The 16268-nt window shown below is 65.2% G+C and carries 13 protein-coding genes, 2 tRNA genes and 1 pseudogene; 10 read left to right on the top strand and 6 right to left on the bottom strand.

Annotation, left to right across the window (positions count from 1 at the left end):
- Positions 1-30 precede the first annotated feature (30 nt).
- Positions 31-1299, top strand: a complete 1269-nt coding sequence (locus LU671_RS17695; protein ID WP_442964136.1) for a winged helix-turn-helix domain-containing protein — start codon at positions 31-33, stop codon at positions 1297-1299.
- On the opposite strand, the gene LU671_RS17690 is transcribed toward LU671_RS17695, so the two are convergent.
- Positions 1280-2626: a class II 3-deoxy-7-phosphoheptulonate synthase gene (locus tag LU671_RS17690; protein WP_028691729.1), complete on the bottom strand. Its 1347-nt coding sequence runs from the start codon at positions 2624-2626 to the stop codon at positions 1280-1282. The two genes, LU671_RS17695 and LU671_RS17690, sit on opposite strands and share 20 nt — an antisense overlap.
- A gap of 116 nt (positions 2627-2742) precedes the next feature.
- Between LU671_RS17690 and LU671_RS17685 the strand changes: the two genes are divergently transcribed.
- Positions 2743-3498 carry a spermidine synthase gene (locus LU671_RS17685; RefSeq protein ID WP_232856396.1) on the top strand — a complete coding sequence of 252 codons (756 nt, stop codon included), beginning with the start codon at positions 2743-2745 and terminating at the stop codon, positions 3496-3498.
- A gap of 457 nt (positions 3499-3955) precedes the next feature.
- Positions 3956-5666: pseudogene (locus LU671_RS17680) on the top strand (DEAD/DEAH box helicase).
- A gap of 138 nt (positions 5667-5804) precedes the next feature.
- On the opposite strand, the gene LU671_RS17675 reads toward LU671_RS17680, so the two are convergent.
- Positions 5805-6557 (bottom strand): DODA-type extradiol aromatic ring-opening family dioxygenase, encoded by a 753-nt coding sequence (locus LU671_RS17675; RefSeq protein WP_232856395.1) that lies wholly within the window; start codon positions 6555-6557, stop codon positions 5805-5807.
- 101 nt (positions 6558-6658) lie between these two features.
- On the opposite strand from LU671_RS17675, the gene LU671_RS17670 reads away from it, so the two are divergent.
- Positions 6659-7309 (top strand): thiopurine S-methyltransferase, encoded by a 651-nt coding sequence (locus LU671_RS17670; RefSeq protein ID WP_232856394.1) that lies wholly within the window; start codon positions 6659-6661, stop codon positions 7307-7309.
- Positions 7310-7443: 134 nt separating this feature from the next.
- Here LU671_RS17670 and htpX read toward each other — a convergent pair whose 3' ends face one another.
- Both htpX and LU671_RS17660 read right to left on the bottom strand, forming a co-directional pair.
- A complete protein-coding gene (gene htpX, locus LU671_RS17665; protein WP_038705666.1) occupies positions 7444-8331 on the bottom strand; it encodes a protease HtpX in 888 nt (295 codons plus the stop codon).
- 254 nt (positions 8332-8585) lie between these two features.
- Positions 8586-9797 carry a pyridoxal phosphate-dependent aminotransferase gene (locus tag LU671_RS17660; protein ID WP_050704677.1) on the bottom strand — a complete coding sequence of 404 codons (1212 nt, stop codon included), beginning with the start codon at positions 9795-9797 and terminating at the stop codon, positions 8586-8588.
- Positions 9798-9964: 167 nt separating this feature from the next.
- Here LU671_RS17660 and msrB point away from each other — a divergent pair, with 167 nt between their 5' ends.
- Both msrB and LU671_RS17650 read left to right on the top strand, forming a co-directional pair.
- Positions 9965-10360, top strand: coding sequence for a peptide-methionine (R)-S-oxide reductase MsrB (msrB, locus tag LU671_RS17655; protein ID WP_232856393.1), 396 nt, complete (start codon positions 9965-9967; stop codon positions 10358-10360).
- Between the two features lie 12 nt (positions 10361-10372).
- Entirely contained in the window at positions 10373-10861 is a 489-nt protein-coding gene (locus LU671_RS17650; protein ID WP_232856392.1) for a glutathione peroxidase, read from the top strand.
- On the opposite strand, the gene LU671_RS17645 is transcribed toward LU671_RS17650, so the two are convergent.
- A complete protein-coding gene (locus tag LU671_RS17645) occupies positions 10851-13205 on the bottom strand; it encodes a response regulator (RefSeq protein ID WP_232856391.1) in 2355 nt (784 codons plus the stop codon). The genes LU671_RS17650 and LU671_RS17645 overlap by 11 nt on opposite strands.
- A 167-nt stretch (positions 13206-13372) precedes the next feature.
- On the opposite strand from LU671_RS17645, the gene LU671_RS17640 reads away from it, so the two are divergent.
- Together LU671_RS17640 and LU671_RS17635 are read left to right on the top strand one after the other, a co-directional pair.
- The gene (locus tag LU671_RS17640; RefSeq protein WP_232856390.1) at positions 13373-14260 is read left to right on the top strand and encodes an ATP-binding protein; all 888 of its coding nucleotides are present in this window, start codon (positions 13373-13375) and stop codon (positions 14258-14260) included.
- Complete coding sequence (locus tag LU671_RS17635; protein ID WP_232856389.1) at positions 14261-14743, top strand: GAF domain-containing protein; 483 nt, start codon at positions 14261-14263, stop codon at positions 14741-14743. It abuts the gene before it with no gap.
- A gap of 162 nt (positions 14744-14905) precedes the next feature.
- Here LU671_RS17635 and LU671_RS17630 read toward each other — a convergent pair whose 3' ends face one another.
- Entirely contained in the window at positions 14906-15673 is a 768-nt protein-coding gene (locus LU671_RS17630; RefSeq protein ID WP_050704683.1) for a hypothetical protein, read from the bottom strand.
- Between the two features lie 433 nt (positions 15674-16106).
- Between LU671_RS17630 and LU671_RS17625 the strand changes: the two genes are divergently transcribed.
- A tRNA-Glu gene (locus LU671_RS17625) sits at positions 16107-16182 on the top strand.
- Positions 16183-16187: 5 nt separating this feature from the next.
- Positions 16188-16263: transfer RNA gene (locus tag LU671_RS17620), tRNA-Gly, on the top strand.
- The last annotated feature ends 5 nt before the right edge of the window (positions 16264-16268 follow it).

Raw genomic sequence — 16268 nt, 5'->3', positions numbered from 1 at the left:
CCTGTGGGAGCGGGTTTACCCGCGAATGCTATGGTGCAGACACAGAATGAGTTGCAGAGCCACTGTGAGGTACCTCCATTGCCCCTCGAACTGTCTATCCACCAGGCCCGCCGTCTGGCCCTGTCCGCTCAGGGCTTCGGCAAGTCGCCCGGCAGCCCGCCGACCCTTGGCAGTCTCACGCGCATGTTCCAGCGCCTGGGCGTGGTGCAAATCGACTCGGTCAATGCCCTGGTGCGCTCCCACTACCTGCCGCTGTTTTCGCGCCTGGGCGACTACCCGCACGACCTGCTCGACCAGCTCGCCTGGGGCCAGCGCCGCCAGCGCCGATTGTTCGAGTATTGGGGCCATGAAGCATCGCTGCTGCCGCTGGCGCTGTACCCGCTGATGCGCTGGCGCATGGCCCACGCCGCCGACGGCAAGGGCATCTACCGGCAACTGGCCGCGTTCGGCCGCGAGCGGCGCGAGGTGATCGAGCGGGTGCTGGCGGCGGTGCGCGACCAGGGCGCGCTGGGCGCGGGCAGCCTGTCCACCCGCGAAGAGCGCGCCGGCCCCTGGTGGGACTGGAGCGAAGAGAAGCACGCGCTGGAATGGCTGTTCGCCGCCGGCGAGGTCACCGTGGCCGGGCGTCGCGGTTTCGAGCGCCTGTACGACCTGCCCGAGCGGGTGCTGCCGGCGGCCATCCTCGATCAGGCCCGGCCCAGCGAGGCCGAAGCGCACCAGGGCTTGCTGCTGCATGCCGCCGGCGCCCTGGGCGTGGCCACCGAACAGGACCTGCGCGACTACTTTCGCCTCTCGCCGCAGCAGAGCAAGGCCGCCCTGGCCGTATTGGTCGAGGCCGGGCACCTGCAGGCCTGCACCGTGCAGGGCTGGAAACAACCGGCCTATGTCGCGGGGGGGCCACGGATTCCCAGGCGCATCGAAGCCAGCGCCTTGCTCTCGCCGTTCGATTCGCTGGTCTGGGCGCGCGAGCGTACCGAGCGCCTGTTCGATTTCCGCTACCGCCTGGAGATCTACACGCCGGCGCATAAGCGGGTGTACGGCTACTACGTGCTGCCATTCCTGCACGACGGGCGCATCGCCGCCCGCCTGGACCTGCGTGCCGAGCGCGCCCACGGGCGCCTGGCGGTGCATGCGGTGCACGAAGAGGCGTTGGGGCTGGACGAGGCGGGCTACCAGGCGCTGGCGCTCAGCCTGCGGCAGCTGGCCAACTGGCTGGGCCTGGCGCAGGTGCAGCTCAACTGCCCCCGCGCCGAGGGCAGCCGGCTGCGTCAGGCATTGCTCAGCGGCGTACCTGCTTGAGGGTTTCGGCGATCAGGAACGCCAGCTCCAGCGACTGATCGGCGTTCATCCGCGGGTCGCAGTGGGTGTGGTAGCGGTCTGACAGGGCATCTTCGGTGATCGGCCGGGCGCCGCCGATGCACTCGGTGACGTTCTGCCCGGTCATCTCGATATGAATGCCGCCAGCGTGGCTGCCCTCGGCCTGGTGCACCTGGAAGAACTGCTTGACCTCATCGAGGATCTGCGCGAAATCGCGGGTCTTGTAGCCGCTGCTGGCCTTGATGGTGTTGCCGTGCATCGGGTCGGAGCTCCACAGCACCTGGCGCCCTTCGCGCTGCACGGTGCGGATCAGCCCCGGCAGGTGGTCGCCGACCTTGCCGGCGCCCATGCGCACGATCAGGTTCAGGCGGCCCGGGTCGTTGTCCGGGTTGAGCACATCGATCAGGCGGATCAGCTCCTCGGGGTTCATGCTCGGGCCGACCTTGACCCCGATCGGGTTGTGCACGCCGCGCAGGAACTCGACATGGGCGCCGTCGAGCTGGCGGGTGCGGTCGCCGATCCACAGCATGTGCGCCGAGCAGTCGTAGTAGTCGCCGGTCAGGCTGTCGCTGCGCACGAAGGCTTCCTCGTAGTTGAGCAGCAACGCTTCGTGGGCGGTGAAGAAGCTGGTCTCGCGCAGTTGCGGCGCGGTGTCCAGGCCGCAGGCGCGCATGAAGGCCAGGGTCTCGTCGATGCGGTTGGCCAACTGGTGGTACTTGTCGGCCAGCGCCGAGTTGGCGATGAAGTCCAGGTTCCACTTGTGCACCTGGTGCAGGTCGGCGAAGCCGCCCTGGGCGAAGGCGCGCAGCAGGTTGAGGCTGGCGGTGGCCTGGTGGTAGGCCTGCAGCAGGCGCTCGGGGTCGGGAACGCGGCTCTTTTCGTCGAAGCCGATGCCGTTGACGATGTCGCCACGGTAGGCGGGCAGGGTGATGTCGCCGATGGTCTCGTCATTGGCCGAGCGCGGCTTGGCGAACTGGCCGGCCATGCGCCCGACCTTGACCACCGGGCAGCCGGCGGCGAAGGTCATGACAATGGCCATCTGCAGCAGCACCTTGAAGGTGTCGCGGATCTTCGCCGCGGAGAATTCGGCGAAGCTCTCGGCGCAGTCGCCGCCCTGCAGCAGGAACGCCCGGCCCTGGGTCACTTCGGCGAACTGCCGGCGCAGCTCGCGTGCCTCGCCGGCGAACACCAGTGGCGGGTAGCTGGCCAGGGTCTGCTCCACCTTCAGCAGGTGCGCGGCGTCGGGGTAGATCGGTTGCTGCTGGATCGGCAGGGCGCGCCAGCTGTCAGGGGTCCATTGTCGGGTCATCGCAAGCTCTATCCATAAGTGTCGTTAAGGCCTGCCAGCCATGGTACGCCCGGGTGTGCTTGTTGCACCACCGGCATTGGCGGACAATGCACGTTTTGCGCGGGCAGGTGGTAAGGATGGCGACGGAGCGGGAAGAGCGGCTGCTGGCACGGGTCGAGGACGCCTTTGGCGTCATCAGCGTGTACGAGGTGGATGACTATCGCTTCCTCGAGTTCGGCGACGCCATCGAGCAGAGCTGCACCTTCACCGCCGACCCGAGCTGGCTGGAGTACGACTACACCCGCGCCATGCTGGTCGGCGCGCTGTGCCACGGGCAGCCGGAGAGCGCGCTGTTCCTCGGCCTTGGCGCCGGCACCCTGACCCAGGCGTGCCTGAAGTTCCTGCCGCTGGAGGATGTCGAGGCCATCGAGCTGCGCCCCGACGTGCCGCGCCTGGCCATGGAGTACATGGGCCTGGACGACGACCCGCGGCTGTATGTGCGGGTGGGCGACGCCCTCGAGCTTTTGCCCAGCGCCGAGAAGGCCGACCTGCTGTTCGTCGACCTTTATACCGACTATGGTCCCGGTGTCGGCCACCTGGCCTGGGGCTTCCTGGAGAACTGCCAGAAGCAGCTGAACCCCGATGGCTGGCTGGTGATCAACCAGTGGGCCGGGGACGACGGCAAGCCGCTGGGCGCAGCCTTGTTGCGTGGTTTGTACCACCGCCATTACTGGGAGCTGCCGGTGAAGGAGGGCAACGTGATCGTGCTGGTGCCGGCGGACCTGGAGCAGACGCTGGATATCGATGCCGTGCGGGCGCGGGCCGAAGCGTTGGCGCCGCGTCTGGGCTATTCGCTGGAATACCTGATCAAGGCCATCCGCCCGGCGACCTGATGCAGTCGCCCAACGCGCTTTTTATGGAACGATGCGTAATTCTTTGATTGAACGGGTGCTGCGTGGGAGCGGGCTTGCCCCGCGATGCGGTCTATGCCGGTGATCGCGGGGCAAGCCCGCTCCCACGCTGGTTTTGCTTGTAGCATCACTCCCTGGCGATACCGCGCCTGAATGGTTAAGTTATCCGGCAAAGGGAAACGATTCAGCCTGGATCCAATATGGCCCTTGATCTTCGAAATATTTCTCACAATTCACGGCTATTTCGGGTATAGTACGCGCCGGTCTTTTAGCGGACCTCAAAATCAGGTGGTGCAAATCCTCCGAATCCAGCTTCGGCTGCGCGTCCGCTAGGCGGACCTTCCCAAGACGTTCCTATTTCAATCGTTTTCGCAAATCCCCGCCGCCAAAGCTGCCTGGGTGACCGACTGGTCTTTCAAGGCATGTGCAGCTTTGGAGCATGGGTCTTTGCGGATGCACCTAGAGGCAGACCCATGACCCAGGAAACCGGCGGATTCGCCGCTCTCGAACTCAATCCGAACATCGTTGCTGCCGTCCTGGCCACCGGCTATGAAGAGCCGTCGGCCATCCAGCAACAGTCGATCCCGATCATCCTCGCCGGTCACGACATGATCGGCCAGGCGCAGACTGGCACCGGCAAGACCGCTGCCTTCGCCCTGCCGATCCTCAACAAGATCGACGTGAGCAAGCGCGAACCGCAAGCCCTGATCCTGGCGCCAACCCGTGAGTTGGCGCTGCAAGTAGCCACCGCTTTCGAAACCTACGCCAAGCAGATGCCGGGCGTTAACGTGGTGGCCGTGTACGGTGGTGCCCCGATGGGCCCACAGCTGCGTGCCATTCGCAATGGCGCACAGATCGTCGTCGCCACCCCGGGCCGCCTGTGCGACCACCTGCGCCGCGACGAGAAAGTCCTGTCCACCGTCCAGTACCTGGTACTCGACGAAGCTGACGAGATGCTCAAGCTGGGCTTCATGGATGACCTCGAAGTGATCTTCGACGCCATCCCTGCCACCCGCCAGACCGTGCTGTTCTCCGCCACCCTGCCGGCCTCGATCCGTGCCATCGCCGAGCGCCACCTGCGCGAGCCGAAGCACGTCAAGATCCAGAGCAAGACCCAGACCGTGACCGCGATCGAGCAGGCCCACCTGATGGTCCACGCCGACCAGAAGATCCCGGCCGTGCTGCGCCTGCTGGAAGTGGAAGAGTTCGACGCGCTGATCGCCTTCGTGCGCACCAAGCAAGCCACCCTGGACCTGGCCGCCGCCCTGGAAGCCAAAGGCTACAAGGCTGCTGCGCTGAACGGCGATATCGCCCAGAACCAGCGTGAGCGCGTGATCGACTCGCTCAAGGACGGCCGCCTGGACATCGTCGTCGCCACCGACGTCGCTGCCCGTGGTCTGGACGTACCGCGCATCACCCACGTGTTCAACGTCGACATGCCGTACGATCCGGAGTCCTACGTGCACCGTATCGGCCGTACCGGCCGTGCCGGTCGCGATGGTCGTGCGCTGCTGCTGGTCACCCCGCGTGAGCGCCGCATGCTGCAGGTGATCGAGCGTGTCACCGGTCAGAAAGTCGCCGAAGCCCGCCTGCCTAACCCGCAAGCCGTGCTGGATGCGCGCATCAAGAAGCTGACCAAGAGCCTGGCGCCGCTGGTGGCCGAGTCCGAAGCCAGCCACGGCGAGCTGTTCGACCGCCTGACCGCCGACCTGGGTTGCAGTGCCCGTGCCCTGGCCTCGGCCCTGCTGCGCAAGGCCACCAACGGTCAGGCGCTGGACCTGGCTTCGGTGGAGCGCGAGCAGCCGCTGGTACCGACCTACAGCCCGCGTGAGCGCACTGAGCGTACCGAGCGTGGCGAGCGTCCGGACCGTGGTGACCGCGAGCGCCGCGCGCCGATGCCGCTGGCCGAAGGCCGCGTGCGTTGCCGTACCGCCCTGGGTGCCCGTGACGGCATCGCCGCCAAGAACCTGCTGGGCGCGATCCTCAACGAGGGTGGCCTGGCGCGTGACGCCATCGGTCGTATCCAGGTGCGTGACAGCTTCAGCCTGGTCGAGCTGCCGGAAGACGGCCTCGAGCGCCTGCTGACCAAGCTCAAGGACACCCGCGTGGCCGGCAAGCAGCTGAAGCTGCGCCGTTACCGCGAAGACTGATCCTGGCGCTGCAATAAAAAATCCCCGGCCTTTTGGTCGGGGATTTTTTTTGCCTGTCCCGGCCTCTTCGCGGGTAAGCCCGCTCCCACAGGTATCGCGCTGTACCTGTGGGAGCGGGTTTACCCGCGAAGAGGCCCGTCAGTCGAACCGATAGATATCCATCCCCAGCGCCCCCAGCGTAAACCCCTGGTGCACGACCCCACACCGCCCACCAGCCCCCATGGCGAAGAACAACGGCAACAGATGCTCATCACTGGGATGGTTACGCAGCGCAAACGGCGCCTGCCGCCGATAATCCACCAGCGCCGCCTCATCCCCAGCGTTCAACCGCTCCACCACCCAGTCACGAAACGCCAGCGCCCAGGGCTCGACCGCGTCCGGCCCGGCATGCCAGTCCAGCTCGCCCAGGTTGTGGGTGATGCTGCCCGAGCCGACCAGCAGGATGCCTTCCTCGCGCAGTGCCGACAGCGCCCGGCCAACCTTCAGTTGCAGATCAGGGCCGGCCTGGCTGGGCAGCGACACCTGAACCACCGGAATATCCGCCTCGGGATACATCAGTGAAAGCGGCACCCAGGCACCATGGTCGAAGGGCCGCTGCGAGTCCAGCTGCGCGCCCAGGCGCTCGGCGATCCGCTGGGCCAGTTCCGGCGCGCCGGGCGCGGGGTATTGCACGGCATACAGCGCCGGCGGAAAACCATGGAAGTCATGCCAGGTCTGCGGCTGAGCGTTGCCCATCACCAGCAGCTCGCGGCTTTCCCAGTGCGCCGACACCACCACGATCGCCTTCGGCCGGGGCAGGGCACGGGCCAGCGCGGCCAGGGCCGGGCCACTGGCACCGGGTTGCAGGGCGAGCATGGGCGATCCGTGGGAGATGAACAGGCTGGGCAGCATGGCGGGGTCCTGGCAGGTAAGATGCTGCCATCTTCGATCAGCCTTCGATCGAGATCCAATATAAGTTTTCACAGGCTTTTATCGAAAAACCGGGAGGAATCATGGAGCCAGCGTTCTGGCACAAGCGGTGGGCGGACAACCAGATCGGCTTTCACCAACCCCAGGTGAACCCGTACCTGCAGGCGCACTGGCCGACCTTGGGGCTGGCCCCGGGCGCGCGGGTGCTGGTGCCGCTGTGCGGCAAGAGCCTGGACCTGCTCTGGCTGGCTGCCCAGGGTTATCGGGTGCTGGGGGTGGAGCTGTCGCGCAGGGCGGTGGCGGACTTCTTCACCGAACATGGCCTGGTGGCGCAGATTGTCCGGCACGGTGCCTTCGAGGTGTGGCGCAGCGACGAGGTGGAGCTGTGGTGCGGGGATGTGTTTGCCCTGCGTGCCGAGGATCTGGCGGACTGCGCGGGGGTATATGACCGGGCGGCGCTGATCGCCTTGCCGCTGGCGATGCGCGAGCGCTACATGGCGTTGTTGGGTGAGCAGTTGCCGGCGGCCTGTCGCGGGCTGTTGGTGACCCTGGATTACGACCAGGGATTGATCGACGGGCCGCCGTTTTCGGTGCCGGACGCCGAAGTGCGGGCAGGGTTTTCCGGGTGGTGGGTCGAGGAGGTCGAGGCGCGGGAGATTCTCGACGAGAGTCCGAAGTTTCTCAAAGCTGGTGTCGAAAGTTTGGTTGAGCGAGTCTACAGCGTTCGGCGTTGAAGCCATCGCGGGGCAAGCCCGCTCCCACGCCAGCCCGTTTGGTGCAGGCGTGGGAGCGGGCTTGCCCCGCGATGTGGTCGGTACTGGCAATGAAAAAGGGCGACCGAAGTCGCCCTTTCTTGTTGCTGCCTGGATCAACCGCGACGGCGCAGCGCGTCGATGCGGTCTTCCAGCGGCGGGTGGCTCATCAGCAGGCCGGCCAGGCCATGCTTGAGGCCGCCATTGATGCCGAAGGCCTTCATGGTGTCGGGCATGTGCACCGGCAGGCCTTGTTCGGAGCGCAGGCGCTGCAGTGCGCCGATCATCGCGCCGGTACCGGCCAGGTGGGCGCCGGCTTCGTCGGCGCGGAATTCGCGGCGACGCGAGTACCACATGACGATGATGCTGGCGAGGATGCCCAGGACCAGCTCGGCGACGATGGTCGCGATGAAGTAGGCAATGCCGTGGCCTTCTTCGTTCTTGAAGATCACCCGGTCGACGAAGTTGCCGATGATGCGGGCGAAGAACATCACGAAGGTGTTCACCACGCCCTGCACCAGCGCCATGGTGACCATGTCGCCATTGGCCACGTGGCCGATCTCGTGGGCCAGCACCGCACGCACCTCATCGGGCGAGAAGCGCTCCAGCAGGCCCTGGGAGACGGCGACCAGCGCGTCGTTGCGGTTCCAGCCGGTGGCGAAGGCGTTGGCCTCGTAGGCCGGGAAGATACCCACCTCGGGCATCTTGATGCCGGCCTCGCGGGACAGTTCCTCGACGGTCTGCAGCAGCCACTGTTCGTGACGGGTGCGGGGCTGGGTGATGATCTGGGTGCCGGTGGTCATCTTCGCCATCCACTTGGAGATGAACAGCGAGACGAGCGAGCCAGCGAAACCGAACACGGCGCAGAAGACCAGCAGCTGGCCGAGGTTGAGGTCAACCCCGTTGGCCGCCATGAACCCGTTGAAGCCGAACAGGCTCAGGGTAATGCTTGCAACCAGCACCACCGCGAGGTTGGTGGCTACAAACAACAGAATGCGCATCATGGTTGTTACGTTCTCCTGACGGATAAGTTCGTTGCGTACTGCGGGGTATATAAGGGGGAGGGCGCGGCTATTCAACCGGGCGACTATTTCAAACTGTGTACGCGAGGAGTATGGCAGAGGATGCCGTGAGGGCTGTGGGAGAGAGCGTTGCAGGATGTAAGAGGGATCGGGTCAACCCCTTCGCGGGTAAACCCGCTCCCACAGGTTCGGCGCCGAACCTGTGGGAGCGGGTTTACCCGCGAAAAGGCCATCAATCATTGCGAATAAGTGCGCAGGAAATTACCGATCCGGCCAATGGCCTGTTCCAGGTCATCCACCCGCGGCAGCGTCACCACGCGGAAGTGGTCCGGCCACGGCCAGTTGAACGCCGTGCCCTGGACGATCAGCAGCTTCTCCGACAGCAGCAGGTCGAGCACGAACTTCTCGTCGTTGAAGATCGGGCAGACCTTCGGGTCGATCTTCGGAAACGCGTACAGCGCGCCCATCGGCTTGACGCAGCTCACCCCGGGGATGGCATTGAGCAGCTCGTAGGTGCGGTTGCGCTGCTCCAGCAGGCGGCCCGGCGGCAGCACCAGGTCGTTGATGCTCTGGTAGCCGCCCAGGGCGGTCTGGATCGCGTGCTGGGCCGGCACGTTGGCGCACAGGCGCATGTTGGCCAGCATGTCGATGCCTTCGATGTAGCTCTGGGCGTGGTGCTTGGGCCCGGAGATGATCAGCCAGCCGGAGCGGAAGCCCGCCACCCGGTACGACTTGGACAGGCCGTTGAAGGTCAGGCACAGCAGGTCCGGGGCCAGCGACGCGGTGCTGATGTGCACGGCCTCGTCGTAGAGGATCTTGTCGTAGATCTCGTCGGAGAACACCACCAGGTTGTGCTGGCGCGCCAGCTCCAGCATGCCCAGCAGCAATTCCTTGGAATACACAGCGCCGGTCGGGTTGTTCGGGTTGATGATCACCAGGGCCTTGGTGTTCGGGGTGATCTTGGCCTTGATGTCGTCCAGGTCGGGGAACCAGTCGGCCTGCTCGTCGCACAGGTAGTGCACCGGCTTGCCGCCGGCCAGGCTCACCGCGGCGGTCCACAGCGGGTAGTCGGGAGCCGGGATCAGCACCTCGTCGCCGTTGTTGAGCAGCGCCTGCATCGACATCACGATCAGCTCGGACACACCGTTGCCGAGGTAGATGTCCTCGATGGTGACGCCTTCGATTTCCTTCTGCTGGCAGTACTGCATCACCGCCTTGCGCGCGCTGAACAGACCCTTGGAGTCGCTGTAGCCCTGGGCGGTGGGCAGGTTGCGGATCACGTCCTGGAGGATCTCGTCCGGCGCCTCGAAACCAAACGGCGCCGGGTTGCCGATGTTCAGCTTGAGGATGCGGTGGCCTTCCTCTTCCAGGCGTTTGGCGTGCTTGAGCACTGGGCCGCGAATGTCGTAGCAGACATTGGCGAGCTTGTTCGATTTGCTGAACTGCATGATGAGATCCCGAGTGAGAATACGCGCCGCCCTTGCTCGAAAGGTTTGAAAGGGCGGGAAGCGGGTGCCAGACTGGCTGCCTTGCACACGAAGCCAACTAATATACGTGCCACCCGCGCCAGGGAAAAGCCGGTGCGAGGTGAAATTCAGCCTGCCGAGGTCCCATCATGCAAAAGATCGACAAAACCCTGGACGAATGGCGCGCCATGCTCGATCCGGCCCAGTACCAGGTGTGCCGGCTCAAGGGCACCGAGCGGCCGTTCAGCGGCAAGTACAACAGCGAGCGCCGCGACGGTATCTACCACTGCATCTGCTGCGACCTGGCGCTGTTCGACGCCAAGGCCAAGTTCGATTCCGGCTGCGGCTGGCCGAGCTTCTACGAGCCGATCGAAGAAGCCGCGATGATCGAGATCCGCGACACCTCCCACGGCATGATCCGCACCGAAGTCACCTGCGCGCAGTGTGATGCCCACCTGGGCCATGTATTTCCCGACGGCCCGCCGCCGACCGGGCTACGCTACTGCATCAACTCGGTGTGCCTGGACCTCAAGCCACGCGATTGACGGAGAGCGAACATGGCCGATGCGCTGCTGGACATCCCCTGCGTCACCCTCGGTGGCGAACAGAAAGTGCTGGGCGACTTCGCCGGCAAGGCGCTGCTGGTGGTCAACACCGCCAGCCAGTGCGGTTTCACCCCGCAATACAAGGGCCTCGAACGCCTGTGGCAGGAGTACCGCGACCAGGGCCTGGTGGTGCTGGGCTTCCCCTGCAACCAGTTCGGCAAGCAGGAGCCGGGCGACGCCCGGGAGATCGCGCAGTTCTGCGAGCTCAACTTCGGCGTGAGTTTCCCGCTGTTTCGCAAGATCGAGGTCAACGGCCCCGGTGCCCACCCGCTGTTCGCCGAGCTCAAGCGCCGGGCGCCGGGCGTGCTGGGCACGCAGAAGATCAAGTGGAACTTCACCAAGTTCCTGGTCGACCCGCGCACCGGCAAGGTCAGCCGCTTTGCCCCGACCACCAAGCCCGAGGCGCTGAAGTCGGCGATCGAGCCGCTGCTCAACCGCTGACCGGCACCCAGTGCTCGATCAGCGCCAGCAGTTCCTCGCGGCGGAACGGCTTGGCCAGGTAGTCGTTCATGCCTGCGGCGCGGCAGCGCTCGCGCTCCTCGGGCATGGCGTTGGCGGTCAGCGCGACGATCGGCAGCTCCGGCCAGCGGCTGCTCTGGCGGATCCGTCGGCTGGCCTCGTAGCCATCCATCACCGGCATGTTGCAGTCCATCAGCACCAGGTCGAAGCTGTCCCGCTCCAGGCAGTCCAGGGCCTCCTGGCCGTGGGCAGCCACCTGCACCTGGCAGCCGAGCTTGCCCAGCATGCCCTTGGCCACCAGCTGGTTCACCGGGTTGTCCTCCACCAGCAGGATGCGCGCCCTCAGCTCCCTGGAGGCCGGTACCTCGTGGGGCAGTGGCGCGTTGGGCTCGCCCTGCAAGGTGCGGCGCAGGGTCTGGTACAAGGCATTGCGTGCCAGGGGGCGGGCCAGTTGCTGCAAGGGCGCCAGTTGCTCGGCCTGCTCGGTGGGCAGGAAGTTACCGTAGGCGGTCACCAGCAGGATCGGTGCCTCGATGGCCGGGCGCAGGTCGAGCACGTGGTCCAGGTCGTCGGTAATCAGCAGGTCGACAGCCGTGCCGGCCAGGTCCTTGGCATCCTCATAACGCACGTATTCCAGCCCCCAGCGCGGCAACAGCCCCTCCAGCAGCTCGGCCAGGCCACTGCCGGGGTTGCCCAGGGCCACCACCCGCCCGTTCAATGGCGCCGGCGGGATCGCCTCGGTGTGCGCCGGTAGCGGCAGGTCGGCGCTGAAGCGGCTGCCGAAGCCGGTTTCGGACTGGATATGCAGATGCCCCTGCATGGCCTTGCACAGGTTGCGGGTCAGGGCCAGGCCCAGGCCAGTGCCGCCGTACTGGCGAGTGATGCCGGCGCCGGCCTGGGTGAACGGCTGGAAGATCCGCGCCTGGGCCTCCTCGGGGATGCCGATGCCGGTGTCGCTCACCTCGAGGCGGATACCGCCGACGATGCTGCCAAGGCGCACGTCGACGCGGCCGAAGCGGGTGAACTTGAGGGCGTTGGACAACAGGTTGCTGACGATCTGCCGCACCCGGGTCGGGTCGCCCAGCACCGTGCTGGGGAAGTCAGGGGCGACCAGGCAGGTCAGCTCGACGCTGGGCGCGGCGTTTTGCGACAGCAGGTTGGCGGTGTCCTCGACCATGGCGCCGAGGTCGAACGGAATGCGCTCGAGCTCCAGCTGGCCAGCGTCGAACTTCGACAGGTCGAGGATATCGTTGAGCAACTCCACCAGTACCTTGCCCGAGTCGTGGGCGATCGACAGCTGCTGGCGCTGCTCGGGCGCCAGGCCACTGTCCAGGGCCAGGGCGATCATGCCCAGCATGCCGTTGAGCGGGGTGCGGATCTCGTGGCTCATGTTGGCCAGGAAGGCGGCGCGGGCCTGGGCCATGTCCAGGGCGCGCTGGCGCGCCTCGTCCAGCTCCTGGTTGGACAGGCTCAGGCGGCTGTTGCTGGCCTTGAGCTCGGTGGTACGCGCCGAGACGATGTCCTCCAGCTCGTTGAGGTACTGGGTCAGACGGTTCTCGGCGGTGCGCCGCTGCTGGATCTCGGTGGCCATGCTGACGAACTGCTGGTTGGCGACCCGCACCAGCACGCCGATCTCGTCGTTCTCGTGGCCCTTGGGGCAGTCCACGCGGTTCTGCCTGGGCGTGCGCGCATCGTTGCCGCTGAGCGCGCCGATCACCGTCACCAGCGGCTTGGTCAGCATCAGGTAGAACAGCCCCAGGAGAATGCCGGTGAGCACCAGGCTGCGGGCAAAGCCGTTGACCAGGGTGACCCCGGCGCGGTCGAGGAAGCGCCCGCCGAAGGTGTAGGTGTCGACATCCAGGTAAAGGGTGCCGAGGTATTCGTCGGGCATGTGGGCGAGGAACAGTCGGTCCTGGAACTGGCGCTGCTCGCCGAACAGGAAGTCCGACAGCGGTCGGTAGCGGCTCTCCGTGCTGGGGCGCTGCACGTCGGCCAGCACGGTGTCGTTGTTGTCGATCAGCCGCGCGCGGATCAGCGCCGGCGATTTCAGCAGGCCGCCGGTCAGCTCCTGGGCCAGCTCCGTGTCGATGTTGTAGGCGATGCGCGAGGCCGTGTCGTGGCTGATCTTCAACAGTGCCTGAATTTCACGGTTGATGGACGCGTCTTCGCTGGCATAATCGATGCCGATCTGGATGAGACTGAGCAATGTTCCCAGGATGAAGCCGACCAGGACTGTCAACCGGGCTTGCTTGTATGACAGGCGATTGGTGAACTTGATATCCATGGGTCCCAAGCCGGTTACTTGCTCCGTGCGCTGCGCAAGCATAGCCGATCAGCCCTGGCTGCTGGCGGGTCTGTCGAACATTCAGCTTTTGTCCGTGCCGGCCCCTTCGCGGGTAAACCCGCTCCCACAGGGTCCACTGCCTGCTGTGGGAGCGGGTTTACCCGCGAAGGGGCCGGCACGGTACCGAAACCTGATTTGCAGGAGCCCTCATGGACCCCCGCCTTACCGCTTTCCTTGACCGCGCAGAATCCGTCCTCGCCCGCCTCGAACCCCTGCTGCCGGCCCCGCGCCCGGACATCGACTGGACCCGCACCCTGGCCGCCCGCTGGCAGCGCGACGGCCGCAGCGGCTACCTGATGCCCCTCGAAGTCAGCCTCGACATCCGCCTGTCCGACCTGATCGGCGTTGACCAGCAGCGTGAGCAGCTGGGCCGCAACACCCACCAGTTCATCAACGGCATGCCGGCCAACCACGCCCTGCTGTGGGGTTCGCGCGGCACCGGCAAGTCGTCGCTGGTGCGTGCGCTGTTGGCCGAGCATGCCGGCGCCGGCCTGCGCCTGATCGAAATCGAGCGCGACCACCTGGCCGACCTGCCGCGGGTGGTCGAGCAACTGCAAAAACTTGAACAACGCTTCATCCTGTTCTGCGACGACCTGTCGTTCGAAGCCGGGGAGGGTGACTACCGGGTGCTCAAGAGCGTGCTCGACGGCTCGCTGGAGCAAGCCCCGGACAACGTGCTGCTGTACGCCACCTCCAACCGCCGCCACCTGGTGCCGGAGAAGCAGAGCGACAACGAGAACTGGAAGATGGTCGACGGCGAGCTGCACCCCAACGAGGCGGTGGAGGACAAGATCGCCCTGTCCGACCGTTTCGGCCTGTGGCTGTCGTTCTACCCGTTCAGCCAGGAGCATTTCCTCAACGTGGTCGAGCACTGGATCGGCCAGCTGGCGCGCCCGGCCGGGCTGCAGTGGCAGCGCAGCGAAGCGCTCGACATCCTCGCCGTACGCTGGGCCACCGGCCGCGGCAACCGTAATGGCCGTTGTGCCTATCAGTTCGCCCGCTACTGGGTCGGGCTGCAATTGCTGGAGCAGAAATAAATGATCGACCTCAACGCCAGTGGCCAAGGCCTCGATGGCTACGACCTGCTGGCCGCGCAAGTGCAGGCGCTGTTCGCCGACGAGCGCGACTTCATCGCCAACGCCGCGCAGTTCTCGGCCTTTTTGTACAACCAGGTAGAGGACCTGAACTGGGCGGGCTTCTATATCAACCGCAACGAAGAACTGGTGCTCGGCCCGTTCCAGGGCCAGGTGGCCTGCGTGCGCATCCCCTTCGGCCGGGGCGTGTGCGGTGCCGCGGCGGCTACCCGCACGACCCAGCGGGTCGAGGATGTGCATGCGTTCCCCGGGCATATCGCCTGTGACAGCGCGTCCAACAGCGAGTTGGTGATCCCGTTGGTCAAGGCCGGCAGGCTGATCGGCGTGCTCGACCTGGACAGCCCGAAGCTGGCGCGCTTCAGCGAGGCCGACCAGGTGGGGCTGGAGCGGTTGGTCGAGGTGTTCCTCGAGTTGACCGATTGCTGAAATGAAGAAGGGGCCTGCGAAGGCCCCTTTCTTTATCAAGATCGCTGGGGGCTGCTTCGCAGCCCTTTCGCGGCACAAGGCCGCTCCTACAGGCAATCGCAACCCTCTGTAGGAGCGGCCTTGTGCCGCGATAGGGGCGCAAAGCGCCCCCCAGAATCCCGGTCAGTCGTAAATAACCTTCTTCTTCCAGGTCTCATCCTCATCAGTCTTGAGCCCCTGGGTCAGCGCATTCTGTTCGTTCTCCGCCGGCTCCATCTGGTCCAGCACCTGGGCGTTGGCCCGGTTCAGCAGTTTCTCAAGGTAAGTCAGCTGCTCTTCATACTGCTTGGGCTCAGGCTGCTTGCGCAGGTACTGCACGCCACGCTCGAACGCCAGGCGCGCCTGCCCCGGCTGGTTTTGCTGCAGGGCCTGCTGGCCGAGGTTGTTGAAGAACTCGATATGCAGCAACACCAGGATATGGCGGATCTCCTTGACCCAGTACTTGCCCTCGTTGGTCGCGAGGAACCCTTCCTGGGTGGCGCGCACGATCTGGTTGTGCAGCAGCTCCAGCAAAAAGCGCACATCCTTGGCCTTGACCTCGGTTTGGATCGGCGAGGGCGGGTTGCTGACCGGGATTCTCTCACCCTGGCCGATCAGCCCCTCCAGCTCGGCGATACGTGCCTTGAGGTCACCACTGTGCTTGTCCAGCGCCAGCTGGCGCTGGTTGAGGTTCAGTTCGAGGCGGGTCAACAGCAGCTTGAGCGCAGGCGTCATGAACTGCCCGGGGAAGGTCTCGGTGATTTCGCCGCAGCGGCGCAGGCGGTCGGCCAGCTCGACCTTGAGCCGTGCACGCTCGAGCTTGCCGTTCTCGACCACATTGTTGAGGTAGCCGATCACGATCAGCAGCGCGATACCCGCAACGATAAGCAGGGTGATCAGAAGTGGTGTCACCGTTAACGCCTCATGAAGAAGTTTTGCATCTATCGAGAGTGTAGTGAGTCCGCCCGAAAGCGAACAGTGCAGCCTGGCGGACAGTCCTGCGCGCCCTTGAATCCGTGAAGCATTCGTGGGAGCGGGCTAGCCCCGCGATGAGGCCCTCAAGCCTTGCTTATATGTATCGGCCCATCATCCAAAACCTACAGATAGTGGCACATCGCTACGAGCTTGCCGAGCCAACGTCAGAAAAGCAACGCCAATCCCCGGACGCATCCTGCACCACCGCCCATGACGACGGGAAGTCATTGATTTAAATAAATTTCTACAAAGGGGTTGACGACCTTCCAAGGCATCCATAGAATGCGCGCCACTTGCAGCGTAAAGCACACAGCGAAACGCGACAGGGAGTGAAAGCAAGCAGTACTTTAATAGGTAATGCGAGCAGCGTGTCCCCTTCGTCTAGTGGCCTAGGACACCGCCCTTTCACGGCGGTAACAGGGGTTCGAGTCCCCTAGGGGACGCCATATTTGCGGGAATAGCTCAGTTGGTAGAGCACGACCTTGCCAAGGTCGGGGTCGCGAGTTCGAGTCTCGTTTCCCGCTCCAGTTTC

The sequence above is a fragment of the Pseudomonas sp. NMI760_13 genome (assembly GCF_021283245.1).
GTDB classification, from domain to species: domain Bacteria; phylum Pseudomonadota; class Gammaproteobacteria; order Pseudomonadales; family Pseudomonadaceae; genus Aquipseudomonas; species Aquipseudomonas peradeniyensis.
Note: the sequence above shows the minus strand (reverse complement) of the source record. Positions and strands in the feature narration are given on the sequence as shown.